The 22,288-nt window shown below is 67.6% G+C and carries 22 protein-coding genes; 6 read left to right on the top strand and 16 right to left on the bottom strand.

Annotated elements, in window-relative coordinates:
* Nucleotide 1: 1 nt before the first annotated feature.
* Genes ACF3NP_RS03665 through ACF3NP_RS03650 form a run of 4 tightly spaced genes read right to left on the bottom strand, consistent with a single transcriptional unit; the run spans nucleotide 2 to nucleotide 4,949 of the window.
* Nucleotides 2-1,480, bottom strand: coding sequence for a transcription antitermination factor NusB (locus ACF3NP_RS03665; protein WP_181888486.1), 1,479 nt, complete (start codon nucleotides 1,478-1,480; stop codon nucleotides 2-4).
* Nucleotides 1,477-2,406, bottom strand: a complete 930-nt coding sequence (gene fmt, locus ACF3NP_RS03660) for a methionyl-tRNA formyltransferase (RefSeq protein ID WP_181888487.1) — start codon at nucleotides 2,404-2,406, stop codon at nucleotides 1,477-1,479. The genes ACF3NP_RS03665 and fmt overlap by 4 nt, the downstream gene beginning before the upstream one ends.
* 13 nt (nucleotides 2,407-2,419) lie before the next feature.
* Nucleotides 2,420-2,911, bottom strand: a complete 492-nt coding sequence (gene def, locus ACF3NP_RS03655; RefSeq protein WP_181888488.1) for a peptide deformylase — start codon at nucleotides 2,909-2,911, stop codon at nucleotides 2,420-2,422.
* A gap of 28 nt (nucleotides 2,912-2,939) precedes the next feature.
* Entirely contained in the window at nucleotides 2,940-4,949 is a 2,010-nt protein-coding gene (locus tag ACF3NP_RS03650; protein WP_181888489.1) for a primosomal protein N', read from the bottom strand.
* A 134-nt stretch (nucleotides 4,950-5,083) separates the two neighbouring features.
* On the opposite strand from ACF3NP_RS03650, the gene ACF3NP_RS03645 reads away from it, so the two are divergent.
* The 3 genes from ACF3NP_RS03645 to ACF3NP_RS03635 are packed head-to-tail and all read left to right on the top strand — an operon-like array spanning nucleotide 5,084 to nucleotide 7,299.
* On the top strand, nucleotides 5,084-6,067 hold the full coding sequence (locus tag ACF3NP_RS03645; RefSeq protein ID WP_181888490.1) for a polysaccharide deacetylase family protein: 984 nt from the start codon (nucleotides 5,084-5,086) through the stop codon (nucleotides 6,065-6,067).
* A 17-nt stretch (nucleotides 6,068-6,084) separates the two neighbouring features.
* Nucleotides 6,085-6,444 (top strand): hypothetical protein, encoded by a 360-nt coding sequence (locus tag ACF3NP_RS03640; protein WP_181888491.1) that lies wholly within the window; start codon nucleotides 6,085-6,087, stop codon nucleotides 6,442-6,444.
* Between the two features lie 3 nt (nucleotides 6,445-6,447).
* Nucleotides 6,448-7,299, top strand: coding sequence for a hypothetical protein (locus ACF3NP_RS03635; protein ID WP_181888492.1), 852 nt, complete (start codon nucleotides 6,448-6,450; stop codon nucleotides 7,297-7,299).
* Here the strand turns inward: ACF3NP_RS03635 and metK are convergent.
* From metK to pyrR, 11 genes are all read right to left on the bottom strand, one after another.
* Nucleotides 7,296-8,513: a methionine adenosyltransferase gene (metK, locus tag ACF3NP_RS03630; protein WP_181888493.1), complete on the bottom strand. Its 1,218-nt coding sequence runs from the start codon at nucleotides 8,511-8,513 to the stop codon at nucleotides 7,296-7,298. The two genes, ACF3NP_RS03635 and metK, sit on opposite strands and share 4 nt — an antisense overlap.
* Before the next feature lie 122 nt (nucleotides 8,514-8,635).
* Complete coding sequence (coaBC, locus tag ACF3NP_RS03625; protein ID WP_181888494.1) at nucleotides 8,636-9,871, bottom strand: bifunctional phosphopantothenoylcysteine decarboxylase/phosphopantothenate--cysteine ligase CoaBC; 1,236 nt, start codon at nucleotides 9,869-9,871, stop codon at nucleotides 8,636-8,638.
* Between the two features lie 100 nt (nucleotides 9,872-9,971).
* Nucleotides 9,972-10,268: a DNA-directed RNA polymerase subunit omega gene (gene rpoZ / locus ACF3NP_RS03620; RefSeq protein WP_202032159.1), complete on the bottom strand. Its 297-nt coding sequence runs from the start codon at nucleotides 10,266-10,268 to the stop codon at nucleotides 9,972-9,974.
* 35 nt (nucleotides 10,269-10,303) lie between these two features.
* The gene (gene gmk, locus ACF3NP_RS03615) at nucleotides 10,304-10,891 is read right to left on the bottom strand and encodes a guanylate kinase (protein ID WP_181888496.1); all 588 of its coding nucleotides are present in this window, start codon (nucleotides 10,889-10,891) and stop codon (nucleotides 10,304-10,306) included.
* A gap of 2 nt (nucleotides 10,892-10,893) precedes the next feature.
* On the bottom strand, nucleotides 10,894-11,217 hold the full coding sequence (gene mihF, locus ACF3NP_RS03610; protein WP_181888497.1) for an integration host factor, actinobacterial type: 324 nt from the start codon (nucleotides 11,215-11,217) through the stop codon (nucleotides 10,894-10,896).
* A gap of 223 nt (nucleotides 11,218-11,440) precedes the next feature.
* Nucleotides 11,441-12,268 (bottom strand): orotidine-5'-phosphate decarboxylase, encoded by an 828-nt coding sequence (gene pyrF / locus ACF3NP_RS03605; RefSeq protein ID WP_181888498.1) that lies wholly within the window; start codon nucleotides 12,266-12,268, stop codon nucleotides 11,441-11,443.
* On the bottom strand, nucleotides 12,268-15,624 hold the full coding sequence (gene carB / locus ACF3NP_RS03600) for a carbamoyl-phosphate synthase large subunit (protein WP_392398975.1): 3,357 nt from the start codon (nucleotides 15,622-15,624) through the stop codon (nucleotides 12,268-12,270). Before carB ends, pyrF begins: the two co-directional genes overlap by 1 nt.
* A gap of 23 nt (nucleotides 15,625-15,647) precedes the next feature.
* Nucleotides 15,648-16,118 carry a carbamoyl-phosphate synthase domain-containing protein gene (locus ACF3NP_RS03595; protein WP_181888500.1) on the bottom strand — a complete coding sequence of 157 codons (471 nt, stop codon included), beginning with the start codon at nucleotides 16,116-16,118 and terminating at the stop codon, nucleotides 15,648-15,650.
* Between the two features lie 3 nt (nucleotides 16,119-16,121).
* Nucleotides 16,122-17,405, bottom strand: a complete 1,284-nt coding sequence (locus ACF3NP_RS03590) for a dihydroorotase (RefSeq protein ID WP_392398974.1) — start codon at nucleotides 17,403-17,405, stop codon at nucleotides 16,122-16,124.
* Nucleotides 17,402-18,352 (bottom strand): aspartate carbamoyltransferase catalytic subunit, encoded by a 951-nt coding sequence (locus ACF3NP_RS03585; RefSeq protein ID WP_181888502.1) that lies wholly within the window; start codon nucleotides 18,350-18,352, stop codon nucleotides 17,402-17,404. The genes ACF3NP_RS03590 and ACF3NP_RS03585 overlap by 4 nt, the downstream gene beginning before the upstream one ends.
* Nucleotides 18,353-18,913 (bottom strand): bifunctional pyr operon transcriptional regulator/uracil phosphoribosyltransferase PyrR, encoded by a 561-nt coding sequence (pyrR, locus tag ACF3NP_RS03580; protein ID WP_181888503.1) that lies wholly within the window; start codon nucleotides 18,911-18,913, stop codon nucleotides 18,353-18,355.
* Between the two features lie 130 nt (nucleotides 18,914-19,043).
* Between pyrR and ACF3NP_RS03575 the strand changes: the two genes are divergently transcribed.
* From ACF3NP_RS03575 to ACF3NP_RS03565, 3 genes are read left to right on the top strand one after another with little or no spacing between them, the layout of a single operon-like run.
* On the top strand, nucleotides 19,044-20,375 hold the full coding sequence (locus ACF3NP_RS03575; RefSeq protein WP_181888504.1) for a TIGR01777 family oxidoreductase: 1,332 nt from the start codon (nucleotides 19,044-19,046) through the stop codon (nucleotides 20,373-20,375).
* Nucleotides 20,372-20,854, top strand: coding sequence for a YbjN domain-containing protein (locus ACF3NP_RS03570; protein ID WP_181888505.1), 483 nt, complete (start codon nucleotides 20,372-20,374; stop codon nucleotides 20,852-20,854). Before ACF3NP_RS03575 ends, ACF3NP_RS03570 begins: the two co-directional genes overlap by 4 nt.
* Nucleotides 20,854-21,357: a YbjN domain-containing protein gene (locus ACF3NP_RS03565; RefSeq protein WP_181888506.1), complete on the top strand. Its 504-nt coding sequence runs from the start codon at nucleotides 20,854-20,856 to the stop codon at nucleotides 21,355-21,357. Before ACF3NP_RS03570 ends, ACF3NP_RS03565 begins: the two co-directional genes overlap by 1 nt.
* On the opposite strand, the gene ACF3NP_RS03560 is transcribed toward ACF3NP_RS03565, so the two are convergent.
* On the bottom strand, nucleotides 21,354-22,196 hold the full coding sequence (locus ACF3NP_RS03560) for a PPK2 family polyphosphate kinase (protein ID WP_181888507.1): 843 nt from the start codon (nucleotides 22,194-22,196) through the stop codon (nucleotides 21,354-21,356). The genes ACF3NP_RS03565 and ACF3NP_RS03560 overlap by 4 nt on opposite strands.
* Between the last annotated feature and the right edge of the window lie 92 nt (nucleotides 22,197-22,288).

Below are 22,288 nucleotides of genomic sequence, written 5' to 3'. Positions count from 1 at the left end.
CCTACCCTAGCTTTTTGCGCAGCACCGCGAAGAACATTGCGTCGGTGCCGTGGCGGTGCGGCCACATCTGCACGCTCGGCCCCTCGCCCACGTCCTCCATGCCGGCGGCCCACTCGCGGGCGTCGAGCTCATCCACATCGCCTTTCGCCAATTGCTTCTCGACGATCCTCCGGGTCTCCCGCACATCCGGCGAGCACGTGGAGTAGACCACCACCCCGCCCGGCTTGGCCAGGTTCACGGCGGATTGGAGCAGCTCTTCCTGCAGCTGGTTCAGCTCCGCGATGTCGCCTTCGGACTTCGTCCAGCGCGCCTCCGGGCGCCGCCGCAGCGCGCCGAGGCCAGAGCAGGGCGCGTCGACAAGGATGCGGTCGTAGCCGGGTTCGAGTTTGGAGTCGCGCCCGTCCGCGGTGTGGACCGTCACCGGCAGGCCGCGCACCGTCTTGGTGATCAGCTCCGCGCGGTGCGGGCTGACTTCGACGGCGTCGACCGTGGCGGCGTCGATAGCCGCGATGGCCCCGATGAGCGCGGCCTTGCCGCCGGGACCCGCGCAAAGGTCAAGCCAACGGCCTTGATCCTGCTCGACGGGGACCTCGGTGACGGCACGCGCGATGATCTGCGAGCCCTCGTCCTGCACCGCGGCAAGCCCCTCGCGCACCGGCTCGAGCTGGCCCGGATCCCCCTCCGGCAGGTACACCGCGTACGGCGAGTACTTGCCCTGCTCGCCGCCCGTGGACAGTGCAAGTTCTTCCGCGGAGATCTCGCCGGGGCGCGCCACCAGGTGCACGACCGGGCGGGCCGAGTCCGCCTCGAGCGCGGCTTCCAGCTCGTCGCGCTTGTCACCGAGCGCCTCCGCGAAGGAGCGCGCGATCCACTCCGGGTGGGCGTGGGTGAAGGCCAGCGCGCCCAGCTCGTTGTCCGGGGCGAGGGTGCGCAGCCACTCGTCGGCGGGCGTGCGGCCGATGGAGCGCAGCACGCCGTTCGCGAAACCTTTCGCCTTCTCATGGCCCGCAGCCTCGACGAGCCGCACCGAGGTGTCCACCGCGGCGTGGTCGCCCACCCGGGTGTAGAGCAGCTGGTAGGCGCCCAGGCGCAGCGCGGCGAGCACCTCGGGCGCGATGCGCTCGAGCTCGCGCGATGAGTTTTTCGCGATCACCGCGTCGAGTACCCCGAGGCTGCGCAGCGTGCCGTAGGCCACCTCGGTGGCAAAGGCGGCGTCGCGTCCGGTGATCTTCCGCTCGCGCAGGATGCCGGGCAGGGTGAGGTTGGCAAACGCGCCGTCGCGGGCGACGCGCAGCACCACCTCGAAGGCCGCCTCGCGCGCCGGGTCGCCGATGCTGGCCGGGCGGCCCTTCACCGTGTAGCGCTGGCGCCCGCCGCCCTGCTTGCGCGGCTGCTGCTTTGCCCTGCTGCCTTGCTGCCGGTTGCGTGCAGGTTTGTCCTCTCGACGCCCCGCGGACCGCGACCTGAAACCTCCGCTCACTCGAACACCACTCCTTCTTTCGCCTCCGGGTTGAGTCCGCGGGCCCAGTCCGCCGCATTCATCATCTTCTTGCCCGGCGGCTGGATCGTGCCCAGGCGAACGTCGCCGCCGGCGGTGCCCACGAGCACCTCGTTTTTGCCAAACGCGGCCTCGCCCGGGGCGAGCGCGCCCTCCCCGGTCGGGGTGACTGGGCCGAGCTTGAAGCGGTCGTCCCCGCGCATCGTCCACGCACCCGGGGCCGGGGTGTGGGCGCGGATGCCGCGGTCGATCACGGCGGCCGGCTGCGTCCAGTCCACCCGGGCGTCCGCCGGGGCGATCTTGTGGGCGTAGGTGCCCTCTTCCGGCTGCGGCGTCGGTGCAGCGGTACCGGCCTCGAGCGCACCCATGGTCTCAACCAGCAGGTCCGCACCCGCGTAGGCGAGGCGCTCCAGCAGCTCGCCGCTGGTTTCTGCCTCGCCGATGACGGTTTCCAGCGTGTCCAAGATGTCACCGGTGTCCAGGCCCTCGTCGATGCGGAAGGTGGTGGCTCCGGTGACCGCGTCACCGGCCGCGATCGCCGCCTGCACCGGCGCCGCCCCGCGCCACTTAGGCAGCAGCGAGAAGTGCAGGTTCACCCAGCCGTGTGCGGGGATGTCCAGCATGTCCGCCGGGATGAGGTTGCCGTAGGCCACCACCGGGATCGCGTCGGGGGCCAGCTCCTTCAGTTGGTCCCGGATGGCGTCGTCGCGCGTGAGACTCTCCGGGGTGAGCACCTCAATGCCGTGCTCGAGAGCGAGCGCCTTGACTGGCGACGGGTGCAGCGTGCGCCCACGGCCGCGGCGCGCGTCGGGGCGGGTGAGCACCGCGACGACCTCGTGGTCGGACGCGATGAGCCGCTCGAGCGCCGCAGCGGCGGGTTCGGGTGTGCCGGCGAATACGAGTCGCATACAAACGTTCTCCTTAGCTCCAGTCGGCGGCCCGGATCGCCGCCATCGCTTCCTTGCGCTGCTCCGGTGCCATCCTGCGCATGAACATCACGCCGTCCAGGTGGTCCGCCTCGTGCTGGATGCAGCGCGCCAAAAGCCCGGTGCCGCGCAGCGCGATCGGGCGGCCGAAGCAGTCCTGGCCGCGGACAATGACCGTCTTGTGGCGGGTGACCTCGCCTCGCACGTCCGGCACCGAGAGGCAGCCTTCGACGCCGGTCTGCATCTCATCGCCCAAGGGTTCCCACACGGGGTTGACGATGTGCCCGCGCATGCCCTGGCAGTCGAAGACGAAAATCCGGCGCGTAAGCCCGATCTGGTTCGCGGCCAGGCCGACTCCGCCGGCGTGGTCCATGGTTTCCAGCATGTCGGCGACCAGCCGCTCCAAGGCGGCGTCGAAAACAGTGACCTCTGCCGCAGCGGTGTTGAGCACTGGGTCGCCGAACAGGCGGATGTCGCGGATAGCCATGGGGCCAAAGTGTAGTAGCGCGACCCCGCTAGCCGATGTCCACCGGGTTGACCTGGATGCGCAGCGGCAGGTCCTGCTTCGCCGTCGTCCACGCCACCGCGCCGGCACGCAGGGCCTTGCCCAGCGCGGTGCGCCCGGCAAGCGGGGTGCGCACCAAGATCCGCTGCGCGGGCCCGAGCGCCTCCCGGTTCCACTCGCCCGGCAGCCGCACCCCGGGCGGCAGGTCCACCGGGCCGAGCAGCTCGGCGTGCTCGGGCAGCTCAGTGCGGGCGAAGAATTCCTCCAACCCGTCGCGTGGGGCGTCCACAACCGCCACGTGCACCGCCGGCGGGAAGCGGGCCTCGCGCCGCAAGGAAAGCTCCAAAGCTGCGAACCCGGGCGCGTCCCACCGGATCAGGTGCTGCACCACGGGCAGGGAGGGCTCGGCCACCACGACCACTTCCCCGCCTGCGCTGTGCGGCTGCACCAGCGTGGCCGCCCCCATCCACTTGGCAAAGGTGTCTTCCACCGCGCGCAGGTCGGGCCGCTGCATCAGCGCCCAGGCGTCCAGAAGCACCGCCGCGCCGTAGCCGCCGTCAACGTGCGGCTCCGCACCCGGCGTGGCCACCACCAGCGCCGGGCCCGCCGGCACCTGCGCGCGCACGTTGTCGCCGCCCGAGGTGATCACCTTGTACTTGGCAAAGGCGCGGCCGAGCTCCTCGGCGGTGCGCTCGGTGCCCAGCACCACCGCGCGCAGCCTGCGCGAGCCGCACGTCGGGCACACGTGCGCCGGGTCCATCCGGCCGCACCACCGGCAGGTCGGCGCCGCGGCCTCGCCGCCCGAGGGCAGCCCGAGCGGCCCGTTGCACCACCTGCACCGCGCCGGTGTGCGGCACTGCCCGCACGCCAGCGACTGGATGTAGCCGGTGCGCGGCACCTGGAACAGCACCGGGGTGCCACGCTCGAGCGCCTTCGCCGCCGCCTGGAACGCCGACGACGGCAGACGCGCCTGTTTCGCGCGCGGGTCGCGCTCCATTGCAAAGTCCGAATCCCCCGCCGCGTGGATGTACGGCGAGCGGGTGCGCAGGCTCTGTCGCGGGGCGACCAGCTCGTGCATCCACCCGGATTCCACCAGCAGCTGCGCCTCCGCGGTGCGCGCGTGCCCGCCGATGACCAGCGAGCACCCCTCCTTCGCCGCGCGGGTAGTCAGCACCTCGCGGGCGTGCACGTACGGCGCGCGCGGATCCACCAGGTTGTCGTCGCCGTCGAACATCAGCGCCGCAAAGCGCAGGTTTTTCACCGGGGCGAACGCCGCCGAGCGCGTGCCCACCACGATCCGGCCCTGCCCGTGCAGCACCGATAGGTAGCGCGAGTACCGCGCCTGCGGGCCCTGCGAGGCCGTCAGCGTAGTCACCTGGCGCGCCCCCAGGATCTCCTTCAGCGCCGCCTCGCACGCGTCCACGTCCTTCTGGTCCGGCACCACGATCAGCGCGCTCGCCCCGTCCAGCGCCACCTTCGCCGCCAGCGACGCCAGTGCCGCGGCCCAGCTGTCTCCCGGTGCGACCTGCCAGGCCGCCCGCGCAATCTTGCCGGCGACCACCGCGTCCACGAACGACTCGCCAAAGGTGTAGGCGGTCCACGCCGACAAGTCCGGCTCCCCGGCCTCCCCCAGCTCCTCCCAGGGCGTGGAAGTGTCCGTCTCCTCCGCCTTCGCGTGGCGCGCCGGGATAGCAGAACGGTAGATGTCGGACCGCACGCCTGCGTAACGGTCCGCCAGCACGTCGATAAGCTCCCGCGTCCTCGCCGGGGCCACAACCTCCGGCGAGATGACGCGCTCGATGAAGCGCAGCGACCCCTCGTGCCGCGAAGAAGATGCGCGCTCGAGCACCACGGCATCCACGAGCCGGCCCGCAAACCGCACCCGCACCCGCACCCCGGGCTGCACCGCGTCCGCCTCCTGCGAGGGCACGAGGTAGTCGAACGGCCTGTCCAGATGCGCCAGCCCGAGCATGGGCAACACGCGCGCGATTGGGGCTTCTGCGGCGGGCGTGTCAGACATGACCCCGGATTCTAAACCACCGTCCGACACCGCCTTGCCCGCGAGCGTTCCAATCCCCCAGCCCGGTCTTTTATGGAGTACTAATAAGACTGAAAGTTTTCCCCTTACGCGCGTTTGAAAGACCCCGCCACCCCATGAAACGCCTGCTCACAGCAGTCACCTCTGCCACACTCCTCGCCGCTGCAACACTGGCCCCGTCCCCCGCCTCCGCGGATGTGTCCAAGGTCACGCAGCTCGCCCTGCCGCAGGACGCAAAGATCATCTCCGGCGACAGCTTCGGCCCCATCCTCGTGCAGGGAGCTGGGTTGCCTATCGACGGCAGCTCCGCCTTCATCGCCGGCTCCTCCGACCGCGCCCGCATCGCCGTCGAGGACGGCTGGCGCCGCGCCTACAACGGTCTTCCCGGGCAGGTGAAGCAGGCCGTGCCGCCGCACCTGCGCCCGCCCGAGCCAGCGAAACCGGCCGATGTCACCGTCGCGCCCGCGCAGGAGCCCGCGCCGTCGCCGGTGCCGCCCAAGTGCTACAACTGCGTCGCCATCACCTACGACGACGGCCCGGTCCCCGGCAGCACCGAGCGCCTGCTGGACATCCTCAAGCGCAAGGGCGTGCACGCGACCTTCTTCGTGGTGGGCCGAAACGCCAACGCGAACCCGCAGGTCCTGCGGCGGATCCGCGACGAGGGCCACACCATCGGCAACCACTCTTATTCCCACCCGGACCTGGCCAGGCAGTCCGATGGCGCCATTGCCGCCCAGTTGGACGACACGGACGCCGCGCTGCAGAAGCAGGCCGGCCTCGACCCGCACTGGTTGCGCCCGCCCTACGGCTCCCACGACCCGCGCGTGGCGTCCGCCGCGGGTGCCCGCGGCATGGCGCTGGCCGTGTGGGACGTGGACACCGCCGACTGGCAGCACCGCAACCCCGCCACCACCTGCAAGCGGGCGGTGGACGGCGCACGCGAGGGCTCCATCATCCTCATGCACGACATCCACCAGCCAACCGTCGACGCGGCGGAGTGCGTCATCGACGGCCTGCGCGCCAAGGGGCTCAATCCCGTTGGCCTGGACGAGATGATCAAACGACCCGAGGCGGGCCACGTCTACACGCGCGCGGATTAGTTCCTATACTCTTGCCCGTGACTGAACAGCAGGACAACGGCGGCCGCCACGGATGGGTCAAAGCCATCCCCTACGCCATGCTCGCCGCCTACGCGCTCGGGCCCCTGCTGCTCATCCCGTTGGTGGGTAACCCGTGGGTGATGGTCGGGTTCATCTTCGCAGTGGCGATCATCGCCGGGCTTATCGACGGCATCGCCTTCCGCCCCACTTTGTCCCTGCCCCTTTTGACCGGGGTGGGCTTCTGGATCTCCAAGGCCCTGTACTTCAACGACGGCACGTTCATCTACTCCATCGCGGTGACGCTCGCCTGCGCGGCAGCGATGTGGGTGGGGTCGTTGGTGGGCGGCAGCTCGTCGAGAAGCAAGGCGGAGGCGTAGCCGATGGAAACCTGGAGCCTCAACCACCCCGAATACGGCCTGATCGAGGTCCGCGTCGGTTTCGACCGCGACTTCGCCGCCGAGGATCCCAGCTGGCCCGGCGACGAGGCGGACAAACCCGGCGCCCTGGCGACGGCGGAGAGCTCCCTCAAAGAGCGGATCAAACTGTGGACGAAAAACCCCACCGAGCGCATGGAGGTGCGCGTCAACGGCGAGGTGCAGCACCGCTACAACGACGTCGCAAGCGCCCGGCTGCCGCTGTTCGGCGACGGCCCGAAAGGCGGGCTGGAAACGCCGACGGGGCTCGGCACCGACCGCAAGAAACCGCACCTGAAGCTTCGGGTCAGTAGTTTCGACGAGCTGCTCAGCGTGGAGTTTCGCGAAGGCGACACGGTGGTGGAGTTCGACCCGCCCGCCGGCTCCCGCGGCGCGCACAGGCGCGAAACCATGCAGTCCAGCGAGCTCAAGCGCACCCTCATCCCCATGGCGGAAGGGCTGGGCAAGGGCGGCTGGGCGCTCGCGGTGCTCGTGCTCGGCCCGATCATCTCGAGGTTCATCGGCTGGCTAGTTGGGTTTTTGCCCGACTGGGACCTGCCCGACTGGCAGCTGCCGCACATGGACCTGCCGGTGCCGTCGCTGCCACATTTCAACCTGCCGATGCCAGACATCGACCTGCCGGAGTTCCCCGAGGTTCCCGAGTGGGCGCTGTGGCTGCTCGAGTACTCGAAGATCTGGGTGCCGGTGGTCATCGGCATCGTCGTCGGCGTGGTCGCGCTGCGCAACCACCGGCGTTCCGAGCAAGAAAAAGCCGCCTGGCAGGAACACCAGGCGGACAAGACACCGGAGACGGACTAGACGCCGGCGGCGCCCTTCAAGTCGTCGACCTTGTCGGTGCGCTCCCACGGCACGTCGATGTCCGTGCGGCCGAAGTGGCCGTACGCGGCGGTTTGCGCGTAGATCGGGCGCTTGAGGTCCAGCTCGCGGATGATCGCCTCGGGGCGCAGGTCGAAGACCTTCTCCACCGCCTGCTGGATGCTCTCGTCCGTCTGGCCCTCCGCGGCGGTGCCGAACGTCTCCACGTACAGCCCCACCGGGTTCGCGCGTCCGATGGCGTAGGCCACCTGCACCTCGACGCGCTCCGCTAGGCCCGCGGCGACAATATTCTTGGCCACCCAGCGCATCGCGTACGCGCCGGAACGGTCCACCTTTGAGGGGTCCTTGCCGGAAAACGCGCCGCCGCCGTGGCGAGCCATGCCGCCGTAGGTGTCCACGATGATCTTGCGGCCGGTCAGGCCGGCGTCGCTCATGGGGCCACCCTGGATGAAGGAGCCGGACGGGTTGACCAGAACCTTGGTGTCCTCGCGGTAGTACTGCTCCAGGTTTGCGTCCTTGAGCACCCAGTTGATCACGTGCTCGCGAAGCGCCGCCTCCAGCGCCTCGCCGGTGAAGTCCGGGTCGTGCTGGGTGGAGATGACGATCGTGTCGATGAACGCCGGGGTCTGGCCGTCGTAGGCGAAGGTCACCTGGGTCTTGCCGTCCGGGCGCAGCCCCTCGACGATGCCCTCGTGGCGCACCTGGGACAGGCGGCGGGCCAGGCGGTGCGCCGTGGAGATCGGCAGCGGCATATACTCCGGTGTCTCGTTGGTGGCGTAGCCGAACATCAGGCCCTGGTCGCCCGCGCCGGTCTGGTCGTCCTCGCCGGTGGAGGTGTTCTCGCGGACCTCCTGGGACGTCACCACGGAATCGTGGATCTCCGAGGACTGGTCGCCGATGGCGATGTTCACGCCGCAGCTGCGGCCGTCGAAGCCGACCTCAGAAGAGTCGAACCCGATCTCCACCAGCTTCTCGCGCACGATTCGCGCGATGTTGGAGTAGGCGGAAGTGCGCACCTCCCCCGCCACATGCACCTGGCCGGTCGTGGCGAGGGTCTCCACGGCCACCTTCGCGTCCGGGTCCTGAGCAAGCATGTCGTCCAGGATCGAGTCCGAAATCGCGTCGCAGATCTTGTCGGGGTGGCCCTCGGTGACCGATTCGCTTGTGAACAAGCGGAAGTACGTATCAGTGGACAAAGCAGTCTTTCCTTAGCGTCTATGCGAACGGGTAGCGTTCCGGCGGCGTCCAACGGCTGAAACGGGAACGGCACGTCGTGAAGTGATGCCCACGATAGACCAAGCTGTCTAAATGTGCAATGTCACTGCGAGAGTCGCTCGACGGCGTCCCAGATCCGGGCCGCGACCTCGTGCTTGGTGCCGTCGGGAATCTCCTCTTCGCGGCCGTCTGCGCTAAGCAGCCAGCCTCGGTTGCGGGCCTGGCCGAACACGCCGCCGCCGGCCACGGAGTTGAGCATGAGCATGTCCGCGCCCTTGCGCTTGAGCTTGGCGCGGCCATTTTCGAACTCGTTGTCCGTCTCTGCGGCGAAGCCGATGATGGTCGCGGCGGTCTCCCCCGCCTCCCGCATCTGGACCAAGCCCTTGAGGATGTCCGGGTTTTCGGTGAGGCGGATCGTGGACAGCGCGTCATCGGCTTTGCCCTTCTTCAGCTTCGTGCTCGCTTCTGCTTCTGGACGGAAATCCGCCACGGCAGCAGCCATAATCACCACGTCGGCCTCCGGCGCTCGTTCCGCCATCGCCTGTTGCATTTCGCGGGTGGAGCCGACCTTGATCACCTCCGCGCCCGACGGCGGATCCAGCGCATCGGTCGCCCCCGCCACTATGGTCACCTTCGCGCCTCGTTGCGCGGCGACGTCGCCGAGCGCGTAGCCCTGCTTGCCGGAGGACCGGTTGCCGATGTAGCGCACCGGGTCAATGTTCTCCTGGGTGCCGCCCGCGCTGATCAGCACGCGCTTGCCCGCAAGGGTCGGGGCGAATGTGCTAGTGCGCAGCACCGTGCGAGCGAGTTCGGCGATCACGTCCGGTTCCAGCAAACGCCCGGGCCCGGTGTCTTTGCCAGTGAGACGCCCGTGCGCGGGTTCAAGCACCGTGATACCCCGCTCGCGCAGCGTGGCGACGTTCGCCTGCGTGGCCGGGTTGAGCCACATCTCGGTGTGCATCGCGGGGGCAAGCACCACCGGGCACGTGGCGACGAGGATGGTCGAGGTGAGCAGGTCGTCCGCACGCCCCGCGGCGGCCCGAGCCATGAAGTCCGCGGTCGCTGGCGCCACGACGATCAGGTCGGCCTCCTGCCCCACCCGCACGTGCTGCACCTCGTCGACGCGGGTGAACACTCCGGTGTCCACCGGGTTGCCGCTCAACGCCTCGAACGTCGCCGCACCCACGAAATTGAGCGCGTTCTGCGTGGGGATCACCCGAACCTCATCACCCGCCTCTTTGAAGTTCCGGACAAGATGGCAGGCCTTGTACGCGGCGATACCGCCGGAGACTCCTACGACAACACGCAGCGGATGGGACGAGTGTGGGGCTTCGCTCATGAGCCCCAAGCATACAAAACCGCCGCCGCCCAGCATGATTCCTGGGCGGCGGCGGACACCTGCAGAGCGCTAGCACAGCGCACTGGCAATGGGGCGAGGCTTACTGGCCTTCCTCGTGCTCGAGCAGTCCTGCCTCGATCTCGCGCAGCGCGATCGACAACGGCTTCTCGCCCGGCTCTGGAGAGACCAGCGGGCCCACGAACTCGAAGACGCCGTCCTCGGAGTTCTGGTAGAAGCTGTTGATCTGGCGGGCACGCTTCGCTGCGAAGATGACGAGCGCGTACTTCGACGACACCTTGGTCAAAAGCTCGTCGGTCGGGGGCGCCGTAATGCCCTCCGGAGTGTCGTAAACGTTCTCCTGCTGGGTGGTTTCCTCAGCAGCGGACGTCTCGGACAAATCCTTGGTTGTGTTGCTCACGTGTAACCCACTCGCTAACTGTTGTTGGAAGATGTGCCTTGAAGAATGCCGGCGATGGTGGCCACTGCCGTGTCCACGTTGTCGTTGACCACCACGACATCGAACTCGCCCTGGGCGTCGAGCTCCTCGCGGGCGGTGGCGAGCCTGCGCTCGATCACCTCCGGGGTCTCGGTGCCGCGCCCGGTGAGCCGCTGGACAAGAATGTCCCACGACGGCGGCGCCAAAAACACGGTCTGCGCTTCTGGCAGCAGGCGCTTGATGTTCCGTGCACCTGCGAGGTCAACTTCGACGAGGACGGGACGGCCCGCATCCATGGCTTCCTGCACCGGCCCGGCGGGTGTGCCGGAGCGCTGCAGCCCTCCGTGGATGTCGGCCCACTCCAGCATCTCTCCGCGGTCGATGCGGCCCTGGAAGTGCTCCGGGGTGACAAAGAAGTAGTCTTTCCCGTCCACCTCACCCGGGCGCGGAGCGCGGGTGGTCATGGACACCGAGAAGTACAAATCCGGTACGGCACTGCGAAGGCCGCTCACCACCGTCGACTTACCCACCGCGGACGGGCCGGCCAACACGACCAGCTGTCCGCGGGGAGCCACCTCAGACACGACTAGTTCTCTTCGTAGCCGAAGCGCTCGAGCAGCGCGCGACGCTGACGGTCACCGAGGCCGCGCAGACGACGGGTCTGAGCGATCTCCAGCTCCTCCATGATCTCGCGGGCCTTGACCTTGCCCACCTTCGGCATTGCCTCGAGGAGTGCGGAGACCTTGGTCTTGCCGATGATCTCGTCGGTGTCAGCCTTGTTCAGGACGTCCTTGAGCGTGGTCTCGCCGCGCTTGAGGGATGCCTTCAGCTCAGCACGCGCCTTACGGGCCTCTGCTGCCTTCTCAAGTGCTGCCTTGCGCTGCTCATCGGTCAACTGTGGAAGTGCCACGGGTTCCTCCATGTAATAGTTACGAACAATTGTCCAGTCCGACATGTGCCGGATCCGGGGCGCACTCCTCCGAATGTCATCGGTGCAATTCGCCACGTTCGGCACAGTCTAACACTGCTTTATTCTGCAACGGTTCCGCGGAGCGCGTTGTACACCGCATTTCTCCACGTCACCGTGCGACGGGACTAAACTACCAGGGATTTTGCTGGGCAGTTAATAGACCCTAGCCTTTCGCCTGTTTCCCCAGGTCAGATACGCGTTTGCGCAGCTCAGCCACATCCGGACCAGCAGTGAGCACCGAACGCGAAACACTCGGGAAAACCAGGTGTCCAATTTCACCCGCGATGGCTTCCGCATCGGCCATCGTCGCTCCCTGCGCGCCCACTCCGGGCATCAGCACCGGGGCGTTCAGGCCGTCGAGCACCGGCGGGGTTTGCACGGTCGCGCCGACGACCACGCCGACGTGCCCGATGTATTCAGGATCGTCGGCACGGTTGTACTGCGCGCACTCGTCGACCATCCACTGCGAGAGCATCTTGCCGTCGATCGTGCCGGTTTGCAGCGCCACCGCCTCCGGATTGGAGTTGGCGGCCATGACAAACACGCCCTTGCCGTGCTGCGCAGCCAATTCGATTGCCGGGTCGAGCGATCCGACGCCGAGGTACGGGGTCACAGTCAGCGCGTCCGTCTCCAGCGGAGCACCGGGCGCAAGCCAGGCTGACGCGTATCCCGCCATCGTGGAGCCGATATCGCCGCGCTTCGCGTCGGCGATCACCAAGGTGCCGCTCTCGCGCAGCCGGGCGAGCGTGTTCTCGAGCACCGCGAATCCGGCTGCGCCGAAGCGCTCGAAAAACGCCACCTGCGGCTTGACTACCGCGGCGTGGCCCGCGAAGGCCTCCACACACGTCTCCGAGAACGCGCGCAGGCCCTCGACAGTGTTGTCCAGCCCCCACTGCTCGAGCAGCACGGCGTGCGGGTCAATGCCCACGCATAGACGGCCGTGCTCCTGCCCGGCCGCCACAAGGCGCTGGCTGAAGGTCTGCGCAGCCACTACTTCGCCTCTGCTTTGCCGTGCTCGAGCTCCTGCAGGCTAGTCACCGAGATTTCGTTGGCGCGGATAGCCTCGATGCCCTGCACCGCCGCGGTGACGCCCTGCACGGTGGTCATGATGGCCACGTCGGCGACGACGGCAGCCGCGCGGATGTCGTAGCCGTCGTGGCGCGCGCCAGCGGAACCTGCCGGGGTGTTGAGCACCAGGTCGATCTCGCCGTCGAGGATGCGGTCCACGATGGATTTGCCCTCGGCACCCTCACGGACCTGGGACCCCTTGAGCACAACCTCGCACTCGATGCCGTTGCGGCGCAGCATCTGGGCGGTACCCTCCGTGGCCAGCACCTTAAAGCCCATGGTGGACAGCCGCTGGATCGGGAAGATGAGGGTGCGCTTGTCGCGGTTGGCCAGCGAGACAAACACGGTGCCTTCGGTGGGCAGCTCGCCGAACGCGGCGGCCTCCGCCTTCGCGTACGCCACGCCAAACGACGGCGCCAGGCCCATGACCTCGCCGGTGGACTTCATCTCCGGGCCGAGGATGGTGTCCAGCAGCGCGCCGTCCGGGCGGCGGAAGCGGGTAAACGGCAGCACGGCTTCCTTCACCGCGATCGGGTGCTCCATCGGCAGCGAGCCGCCGTCGTAGTCGGACGGGATCAACCCCTCCGAACGCAGCTGGGCAATCGTAGTGCCCATCATGACGCGCGCGGCCGCCTTGGCCAGGTGCACGCCGGTGGCCTTGGACACAAACGGCACGGTGCGCGATGCGCGCGGGTTGGCCTCGATGACGTAGAGGATGTCGTCCTTGAGCGCGAACTGCACGTTCATCAGGCCCTTCACGCCGATACCGTGCGCGAGCGCCGCCGCGGAACGGCGGACGTTGGCGATGTCATCCGGGCCCAGCGTCATCGGCGGCAGCGCACACGCGGAGTCGCCGGAGTGGATGCCAGCTTCCTCGATGTGCTCCATCACGCCGCCGAGGTAGACGTCCGTGCCGTCGCAGAGCACGTCGACGTCGATCTCGATGGCGTTGTCCAGGAAGCGGTCCACCAGCACCGGGTGGTCCGGGGACAGTTCGGTGGCGCGCTCGATGTAATCGCGGAGGTTGTCCTCGTCGTAGACGATCTCCATGCCGCGCCCGCCCAGCACGTAGGAGGGGCGCACCAGCACCGGGTAGCCAATGCGGTCCGCCACCTCGCGCGCACCCTCGAAGGTGGTTGCGGTGCCGTAAGCCGGGGCCGGCAGGTTCGCCGCGTCGAGCACCTTGCCGAACTCGCCGCGGTCCTCCGCCATGTCGATGGCCTTGGGGGAGGTGCCAACCACGGGCACGCCGGCGTCCTCAAGCTGCTGCGCCAGCCCCAGCGGAGTCTGGCCGCCCAGCTGGACGATCACGCCGGCGACGGTGCCGGTGGCGGCCTCGGCGCGGTAGATCTCCATGACGTCCTCGAACGTCAGCGGCTCAAAGTAGAGGCGGTCCGCCGTATCGTAGTCGGTGGAGACAGTCTCCGGGTTGCAGTTGACCATCACCGTCTCGTATCCCACACGCGACAGCTCAAGCGCCGCGTGCACGCACGAGTAGTCGAACTCGATGCCCTGGCCGATGCGGTTCGGGCCCGAGCCGAGGATGATCACCTTCTCCTTCCCGCTGTCGCTCGAGGAAGAAACAACCTCATTTTCCGCGTCCGGGTCGAGCTCGTAGGCGGAGTACAGGTACGGCACCTTGGCGTCGAATTGGCCCGCGCAGGTATCCACGGTCTTAAAGGTCGGGGCAATCCCCAGCGACCAGCGCAGCTGGCGCACCCCGCACTCCCCCGCCAGCTCCGGGCGAAGCGCGGCGATCTGGGCGTCGGACAGGCCGAACGCCTTCGCCTCACGCAAAAGCTCGGCATCGAGCACCGGGGCGTCGACAAGCTGCTGCCTGAAGTCAATGAGCGCGACGAGCTCCTCCAGGAACCACGGGTCGATGCCGGAGGCCTCGTAGACCTCCTCGACGCTCGCGCCCAGGCGCAGCGCAAGCTCTACGTCGTAGAGACGCTTGTCGGTGGGCACCTTCAGGTCCTCGAGCACCGCGGCGGCGTCGGTTGCGCGCTCGTCGGCGAAGTACTCGTCCGGCTTGGTCCAGAAACCGTTCGGCTTGTCCTCCATCGAACGCATAACCTTGTTCAGGCCCTGGATGTAGTTGCGGCCGATGCCCATCGCCTCGCCCACAGCCTTCATGGACGTGCCCAGGGTCTCGTCGGAGCCAGGGAACTTCTCAAAGGCGAAACGCGGCATCTTCACGATGACGTAGTCGAGCGTCGGCTCCGCAAGCGCGGTGGTTTCGCCGCCGGTCATGTCGTTCGGGATTTCGTCGAGCGTGTAGCCGATGGCCAGCAGGGTGGCCACCTTGGCAATCGGGTAGCCGGTGGCCTTGGACGCCAGCGCCGAGGACCGCGACACGCGCGGGTTCATCTCGATGATGATCATTCGGCCGTCTTTGGGGTTGATGGCGAACTGGATGTTGCAGCCGCCCGTTTTCACGCCGACCTCGCGGATGATGGCCTTGCCCTGCTCGATCATGGCGGTGACCTCGGGCTCGGTCATCGTCAGCACCGGCGCCACGGTGACCGAGTCGCCGGTGTGCACACCCATCGCATCCACGTTCTCAATGGTGGCGATGGCGATGCAGTTATCCGCGGAGTCGCGGATGAGCTCCAGCTCGATTTCCTTCCAGCCCAGGATGGATTCCTCGATCAGCACGTTCGCCTCCGGCGAAGCCACCAGGCCGTCGCCGGCGATGCGGTGCAAATCATCCATGTCGTACGCCAGGCCGGAGCCGAGCCCGCCCATGGTGAACGAGGGGCGCACCACACACGGGAACCCCAGCTCCGCGACGGTCTCCTCCACCTCTTCCATGGTGAAGCAGACGCGGGAGCGGGCGGATTCGCCGCCAATCTTGTCCACGATGTCCTTGAATTTCTGGCGGTCCTCGCCGCGCTCGATGGCGTCGATGTCCGCGCCGATGAGCTCCACGCCGTGCTTTTCCAGAATGCCGAGGCGGTCCAGCTTGATCGCCGTGTTCAGCGCAGTCTGGCCGCCGAGGGTGGGCAAAATAGCGTCGACCGGGTGGCCCTGCTCGGCTTCGCGGGCGAGGATGCGATCGATGTAGCCGGGCTCAATCGGTTCCACGTAGGTGTGGTCGGCAAACTCGGGGTCGGTCATGATCGTCGCCGGGTTCGAGTTGACCAGCGTCACCCGCAGGCCTTCGTCCTTGAGCACGCGGCACGCCTGGGTGCCGGAATAGTCGAACTCGCAGGCTTGGCCGATCACGATCGGGCCGGAGCCGATGACCAGGACGTGGTTCAAATCGTTACGCTTCATGTCTGTATCTCCTGGTCTTTCTCTTAGGCTTCTTGGCTTTCGACGGTGACCTGGCCCCGCACCATCTTTCCCTCGCGGGCAGCGGCGGCCAGGTGTCGGACGAGCTTGCGGGTGTCCACGCCCCACAGCCCGGTAATCCCCTGCGCCTCGAGCTCTTCGGCGAGGGTGCGCTGGGCGTTGTGGTTGGAAGCGATGCGCGCGAGGTCGCGCACGATGACTGCTGCGGCGGTGATGTCGGTGCTGCCGGATGCGCCCTCGCCGGTCCAGCCGACGTTGCCCACCTGCGGGGTGGCGAAGACGAGGATCTGGCCGGCGCGCTCGGCTTCGCACAGCTCGCGCTCGTAGCCGAACATGTCGGTGGTGAAAGCGACCTCGCCGGCGACTTCGTTCTCTGCAGGCATCGCGCCGAAGATGAAGCCGGGGAAGGCGGAGCCGTCGTCAAGCACGAGCGTTGCGCGCGTGCGCTGGGGTTGTGTGGTGGTGTTTTCAGACATGGTTTACGCCTTCTTCGAGTCGTAGGTTTGGGTGCCGCGCAGCCAGGTGCCAACCACGCGGGCGGAAAATTCGATGCCTTCGTACGGGGTGTTCGAGGCCTTGGACGCCATCTCATCGCCGTGGGCGGTCCACGGCGACTCCGGGTCCACCAGGACGAGGTTGGCCGGCTCGCCGACGTTGATCGGGCGGCCCTGGTCTTTCAGGCGCAGGATCTCGGCCGGCCGCTCGCTCATGACCTTGGCCACGAAGCGCCAATCGGCCAGCCCCGGCTCGACGAAGATGCGGTGGACCACGGCAAGGGAGGTCTCCAGGCCGAGCATGCCGGGCTTGGCGTTCTCGAACTCCACGCACTTGTCTTCGGAGCCGTGCGGGGCGTGGTCGGTGGCGACCACGTCGACGGTGCCGTCGAGAAGCGCCTGCTTGAGTGCCTCAGCGTCGCGCGCCTCGCGCAGCGGCGGGTTCACGCGGAACAGGCCGTCGTAGGTGGCGAGCTTCTCGTCGGTGAGCATGAGGTGGTGCGGGGTGACCTCGGCGGTGACGTCGATGCCCTGGTTCTTGGCAAAGCGCAAAAGCTCCACGGTGCCCTCGGTGGAGGCGTGGCACAGGTGGTAGCGGCCGCCGTAGTCGCGGGTCATGATCGCGTCGCGCGCCACAATGGACTCCTCCGCCACGCGCGGCCAACCGCGCAGCCCCAGGCGCGCGGCCTGCTCGCCCTCGTGGGCGACAGAGCCTTCAGTCATGCGGTGGTCCTCGGCGTGCTGCGCGAGCACCACGTCGTGCGCCTTGGCATACTCGATGGCCCGGCGCATCAGCTGAGGGTCGTTGACGCACTTGCCGTCGTCGGAGAACATGCGCACGCCGCTGCGGGACATAAGCCCGATCTCGGTGAGCTGCTCGCCCTTCAGCCCCTGGGAGATGGAGCCGACCGGGTAGACATCGCACTTGCCGTACTCCTGGCCCTTCGCCCACACCGCCTCGGCGAGGAACGGCTGGTCTATCACCGGGGAGGTGTTCGCCATGGTGAACACGGCGGTAAAACCGCCCTTGGCCGCGGCGTCGGAGCCGGTGGCGATGGTCTCGGTGTCCTCGCGGCCGGGCTCGCGCAGGTGCACGTGCATGTCCACCAGGCCCGGCAGCAGCACGTTGCCCCCGCAGTCCATGACCTCGTCCGCGTCGTCAAAGGGGTTCTCCCCGACCGCGTCGATCACGCCGTCGGCGACGTCGATGAGAATGTTGGTCACGTCCTCGCCGTACGGGCGGACGTTGTTCAAAGCGAGCGTGGTCACTTGCTGGCTCCTTCCTCATTGCCGCCCTGCTCTCCTGAGCTGGCGAGCAGCGTAAACAGCACGGCCATGCGGGTGTAGACACCGTTGGAGACCTGGCCCAGCACCACGGCGTTGTCGCGGTCCGCGACGTCGAAGTTGATTTCCATGCCGCGCAGCATTGGACCCGGGTGCATGATCAGCGCCGAGTCCTTCATGCGGTTCGCGCGGTCCTTGCTCAGCCCGTAGAGGGTGGCGTACTCGCGGTGCGACGGGAAGAAGCCGCCGTGCATGCGCTCAGCCTGCACGCGCAGCATCATCACCACGTCCGCCTGCTCGACCTCCGCGTCGAAGTCGTGCGACACGCGCGCCGGCCAGTACTGCACGCCGGTGGGCAGAAGCGTCGGCGGGGCCACCAGCACAACCTCTGCGCCGAGGGTGTGCAGCAGGTCCACGTTGGAGCGCGCCACGCGCGAGTGCAGGATGTCGCCGACGATGAGCACGGTCTTGCCGGCCACGTCGCCGATGTGCTGGCGCATAGTCACCGCGTCCAAAAGCGCCTGGGTGGGGTGCTGGTGCTGGCCGTCGCCTGCGTTGATGATGCTGGTCTCCGGCAGCCACGTGCGCAGAAGCTGGGATGCGCCCGAGGCCGGGTGGCGCATGATGATCGCGTCCGCGCCGATGGCCTCGAGGGTCGCCGCGGTGTCTTTGAGCGACTCGCCCTTCTTCACCGACGACGAGGACGCGGACAGGTTGATCACGTCCGCGCTCATCCACTTGCCCGCGGTCTCAAACGACGAGCGGGTGCGGGTGGAGTTTTCGTAGAACAGCGTCATCACGGTGCGGCCGCGCAGGGTGGGCAGCTTCTTTATCTCGCGGCCGTCCAGGGCTTCGCGAAAACGGTCCGCTTCGTCCATCAGGCCGACAATTTCCTCGCGGGTAAGGTCCGCGATGTCGATCAGGTGCTTCATTTACGCCTCCCTAGCCAGCGTGACCCGGTCCTCGGCATCGAGCGGCGTCAGCGAGACGGTGACGTCCTCGTCCTTCGAGGTGGGGATGTTTTTGCCCACGTAGTCTGCGCGGATGGGCAGTTCTCTGTGGCCGCGGTCCACCAGCACCGCCAGCTGGATGGCTGCGGGGCGGCCGATGTCGCGCAAGGAATCCAGCGCCGCGCGGATGGTGCGGCCGGAGTACAAAACGTCGTCGACAAGGATGACCACTGCCCCGTCAATGTCCACCGGGATGTTGGTGGGCCGCAGGGCGCGGTGGGGGCGGTTGCGCAGGTCGTCGCGGTAGAGCGTCACGTCCAGGCTGCCCACGGGGATTGCCACCCCGGAAAATTCTTCAACGGCCTCTGCGATGCGCTGCGCCAACGGCACTCCCCCGGACGGAATTCCCAGCAGCACAACCTGCGGACTGGTCTCATCGTCCAACGCCGTTTTTTCGATGATCTGGTGCGCGATGCGTGCAACAGTGCGGCCGACATCTTGAGCGTTCAGCAACTCAACGGTCGACCGTTCGTTCTCACTCATCGAACCTCCTTCCCCGCCTCACAGTGCGGAATTTAAAGGATTTCGAACCGGCCCCGCCTACCGGGGCCGTGTGTAGTCTTGGGACCGCGTTTCACCTTAGCACCTGCATGTATAAACCGGGAAGGATTCCATGGGCATCCACGCTGAGTACACCCTCCCCTTCGACCGCGGCACCGTCTGGCGCTGGCACACCCGCCCAGGCGCAGTCACCCGCCTTACCCCCGGATTCCTGCCGATGCGGGTGGCAAGCGAAGCGGCGTCGATACGCAGCGGCACCACAGTATTCCGCCTCCCCGCGGGCCAAAAGTGGGTCGCGCGCCACCTCTCCGACGGCTACGTCGCGGGCCACCAGTTCACCGACATCGCCGCGAACCAGCCGGTGCGCGCGACTACTGGTTGGCGCCACGTGCACCGCTTCGAGGACGCGGGCGAGGGCACATTGCTTATCGACGACGTCAGTGCCCGCATCCCAGAAGCCGCGCTCCGCCCCGCCTGGGCTTATCGCCAACGCCAGTTGGTGGAGGACCTGCGGTTCATCGCTTCCCTGCCTCACGCCGCCCCGAAGACGGTGGCCATGACCGGCTCCAGCGGCCTCGTCGGCACCCACCTGCGCGCGCAGCTAACCACCGCCGGGCACACCGTGATCCCGCTGGTGCGAGGCACAGCGGGCCCCGGCGAGCGGCACTGGGACATGGACAACCCGGCAGCTGACCTGCTAGCCGGCGTGGACGGGGTGATCCACCTCGCAGGCGAGACCATCATGGGCCGGTTCACCGAAGAAAAGAAGCGCAGCATCCGCGACTCGCGCGTGGAGCCCACCCGCAGACTCGCCCGCCTCGCCGCGGACTCGGGAGTGGAGGTCTTCGTCGGCGCCTCGGCGGTGGGGTACTACGGGACAGATGCTGGCAGCGTTCCACGCGCCGAGGCTGACGGGCCCGGCGAGGGGTTCTTGGCCGAGGTCTGCGACGCCTGGGAGCACGCCGCCAATGTCGACGGGATGCGCAGCGTGCACATCCGCACCGGGCTGGCGCTGTCCAGCGCTGGCGGGCTGTTGCCGGTGCTCAAGGCCAGCGTCAACGCGGGGCTCACCGCGCAGTTCGGCCGCGGCGATTTCTGGATGAGCTGGGTGGCGCTGGACGATCTGACCGATTTCTACGTGCGCGCCCTGCTGGACGAGACGGTCTCCGGGCCCGTCAACGCCACTGCGCCAGAGCCGGTGACCAACGCCGAAATGTCTTCCACCCTCGCTCGCCTGCTGCACCGGCCGGACGTATTTTCCATCCCGACGTTCGGCCCGAAACTGCTGCTGGGCGAAGAGGGCGCGCACGAGCTCGCGCTGGCGGACCAACGCGTCCTGCCCACCGTGGCCGCCGAACACGGCTGGCGGCTGCGCTACCCCACCCTCGACGCAGCCCTGCGCCACGAGTTGGGCCGCGAGCAGCTGCTAGTCTCGCAGGCGTGACTACAGATCAAACCGAAGAGCCCGTCCAGCCGAGCGAGCACCCCGAACGCAACGTGACCGAGCAGGTCACGCCCGAGGCCGTCGCCGCGATCTTCGAGGAAGAAAACCTCGAGTACCGCATCGAAGACCAGCTGGTGCGTTCCGGCTTCATTAACGCCGCCATTGCGGTCGTCATCGATGGCGATCACCTCGTGTTCGAGGCGCTGTGGCGCGGCGAGTTCCCCCGCGAGATGGCGCCGAAGGTGCTCTACGCGTGCAACGAGCACAACCAGACGCACTTCGCGCCCACCCTGCGTTTCTTCGAACGCGGCGAGGACCAGCTGGCCATCAGCGCCATCCGCGCGATGCGCATCGCCGAGGGTGCGTCGTTCAACCAGCTCGGCGCGTTCATCGCCAGCTCCATCGACACCACGTTGCAGGCCTTCGACTTTTTGAAGAACACTTTCCCCACCGTTGTCACCTGGGAGGAGCCGCAGTAATGAGCAACGCAACGCTCGTGACCATCGACCGCGTGATCAAGGCCATGGCCGGCCACGACGTGGAGGTCTCCGACGACCCCTCGGGCCGCGCGGGCCACGCCAACGTCAACGGCTACAATCTGCTGTTCGTGCTGCTGGATTCCGTGCTCATCGTCCGCGCGGACTCCGTCACCGACACCCCAGCCGACACGCCTGACGCCACGTTGTACCTGGCGGCGAACCAGGTCAACAGCTCCTACCTGGACGCGCGCGCCCTCGTGGTCAACCGCACCGAGAACCTCGTCGTGCGCACCGAAGCTGAGGTCCAGGTCGGTGCAGGGCTCGCAGACGACCAGCTTTCCAATTCGCTCAAGGCCGCCGTCGACGGCGTGCTGGCCACCCAGGACGCGATGCGCGCCCTGGTCGGCGAGATTCAGAAGCAGGCCGAGGCCGCCGGCGTCGCCCCGGCTGACGGCGAGACCGACTCCCCGGCCGAGCCCGACCCCACCGACTCCGCCGACTAGGAGTTCGCCAGACGCTCCAGCTCAACCTCGGGATCGAAATCGGCGGCAGGCCACTCGAGGTTGAGCGACTTGAGCGCATCGAAAAGCAATGCCTTGACCACCGTGCGGCAGTACTTCTTGTTGTCGGACGGGATGCAGTACCACGGCGCGACCTCTGTGGACGTGCGCGTCATGGCGATCTGATAGGCGGCCATGAACTGGCTCCACAGCTTGCGGTCCTCGATGTCGCTCGGGTTGTACTTCCAGTGCTTGTCCGCCCGCTCGATGCGCTTTTTCAGGTTCTCAGCCTGGAACTCGCGCGAGATGTGCGGCATCACCTTGATGATCTTCGTGCCACGCGACGCGAGCTCGTTCTCGAATTCCACGATCGCGCCGTAGCGGCGCTCGATCTCCTCCGGCGGCGCCATCTGCTTCACGCGCTGCACCAGCACGTCCTCGTAGTGCGAGCGGTCGAACACCGCGATCTGCCCCGGCTTGGGCAGGTGCGGGGTGAAGCGCCACAAGAAATCGTGGGCGGCTTCCTCCTCCGTCGGGCGCCCGAATCCCTGGACGCGCACGCCCTGCAGGTCCATGGTCGCCCCGATGACGTTGCGGACCATGCCGCCCTTGCCGGAGGTGTCCATGCCCTGCAGCACCAGCAGGATCGAACCGGCGTCCTCGTTGCCGGCGCGTCCGTTGGCGAAGAGCATCTCCTGCAGCTCATCTAGGTCGCCGTCATAGTCGTGGAACGCGTCGTCCACGTCCGAGACGCCCGGTGTCGCAGCTGGGTCCACGTCCGCGAGCTGGAAATCGGGTCCCACGAAAAACTGCTTGGCTTCCTCAACGGTGAGCTTCGACATGTCGCTTCCTTTCGGTGGTGTTCGGTCTGGAAGTCGAGTAAAGGAGGTCGAGTACGCCGCTCAATGGGCGTGTACTCGACCTCCTCTACTCG

The organism is Corynebacterium lehmanniae, assembly GCF_043161975.1.
GTDB classification, from domain to species: Bacteria; Actinomycetota; Actinomycetes; order Mycobacteriales; family Mycobacteriaceae; genus Corynebacterium; species Corynebacterium lehmanniae.
This window is presented reverse-complemented; position numbering and strand designations above follow the sequence as displayed.

Bases quoted from the DNA above. Each gene is read 5' to 3' on its own strand.
- ACF3NP_RS03575 (WP_181888504.1), top strand. From the start codon at position 19,044: ATGGGCATCCACGCTGAGTACACCCTCCCCTTCGACCGCGGCACCGTC.
- coaBC (WP_181888494.1), bottom strand. From the start codon at position 9,871: ATGAGCGAAGCCCCACACTCGTCCCATCCGCTGCGTGTTGTCGTAGGA.
- def (WP_181888488.1), bottom strand. From the start codon at position 2,911: ATGGCTATCCGCGACATCCGCCTGTTCGGCGACCCAGTGCTCAACACC.
- ACF3NP_RS03650 (WP_181888489.1), bottom strand. From the start codon at position 4,949: ATGTCTGACACGCCCGCCGCAGAAGCCCCAATCGCGCGCGTGTTGCCC.
- fmt (WP_181888487.1), bottom strand. From the start codon at position 2,406: ATGCGACTCGTATTCGCCGGCACACCCGAACCCGCCGCTGCGGCGCTC.
- ACF3NP_RS03595 (WP_181888500.1), bottom strand. From the start codon at position 16,118: ATGTCTGAAAACACCACCACACAACCCCAGCGCACGCGCGCAACGCTC.
- ACF3NP_RS03565 (WP_181888506.1), top strand. From the start codon at position 20,854: ATGAGCAACGCAACGCTCGTGACCATCGACCGCGTGATCAAGGCCATG.
- ACF3NP_RS03585 (WP_181888502.1), bottom strand. From the start codon at position 18,352: ATGAAGCACCTGATCGACATCGCGGACCTTACCCGCGAGGAAATTGTC.
- ACF3NP_RS03635 (WP_181888492.1), top strand. From the start codon at position 6,448: ATGGAAACCTGGAGCCTCAACCACCCCGAATACGGCCTGATCGAGGTC.
- ACF3NP_RS03645 (WP_181888490.1), top strand. From the start codon at position 5,084: ATGAAACGCCTGCTCACAGCAGTCACCTCTGCCACACTCCTCGCCGCT.
- ACF3NP_RS03560 (WP_181888507.1), bottom strand. From the start codon at position 22,196: ATGTCGAAGCTCACCGTTGAGGAAGCCAAGCAGTTTTTCGTGGGACCC.
- carB (WP_392398975.1), bottom strand. From the start codon at position 15,624: ATGAAGCGTAACGATTTGAACCACGTCCTGGTCATCGGCTCCGGCCCG.
- pyrR (WP_181888503.1), bottom strand. From the start codon at position 18,913: ATGAGTGAGAACGAACGGTCGACCGTTGAGTTGCTGAACGCTCAAGAT.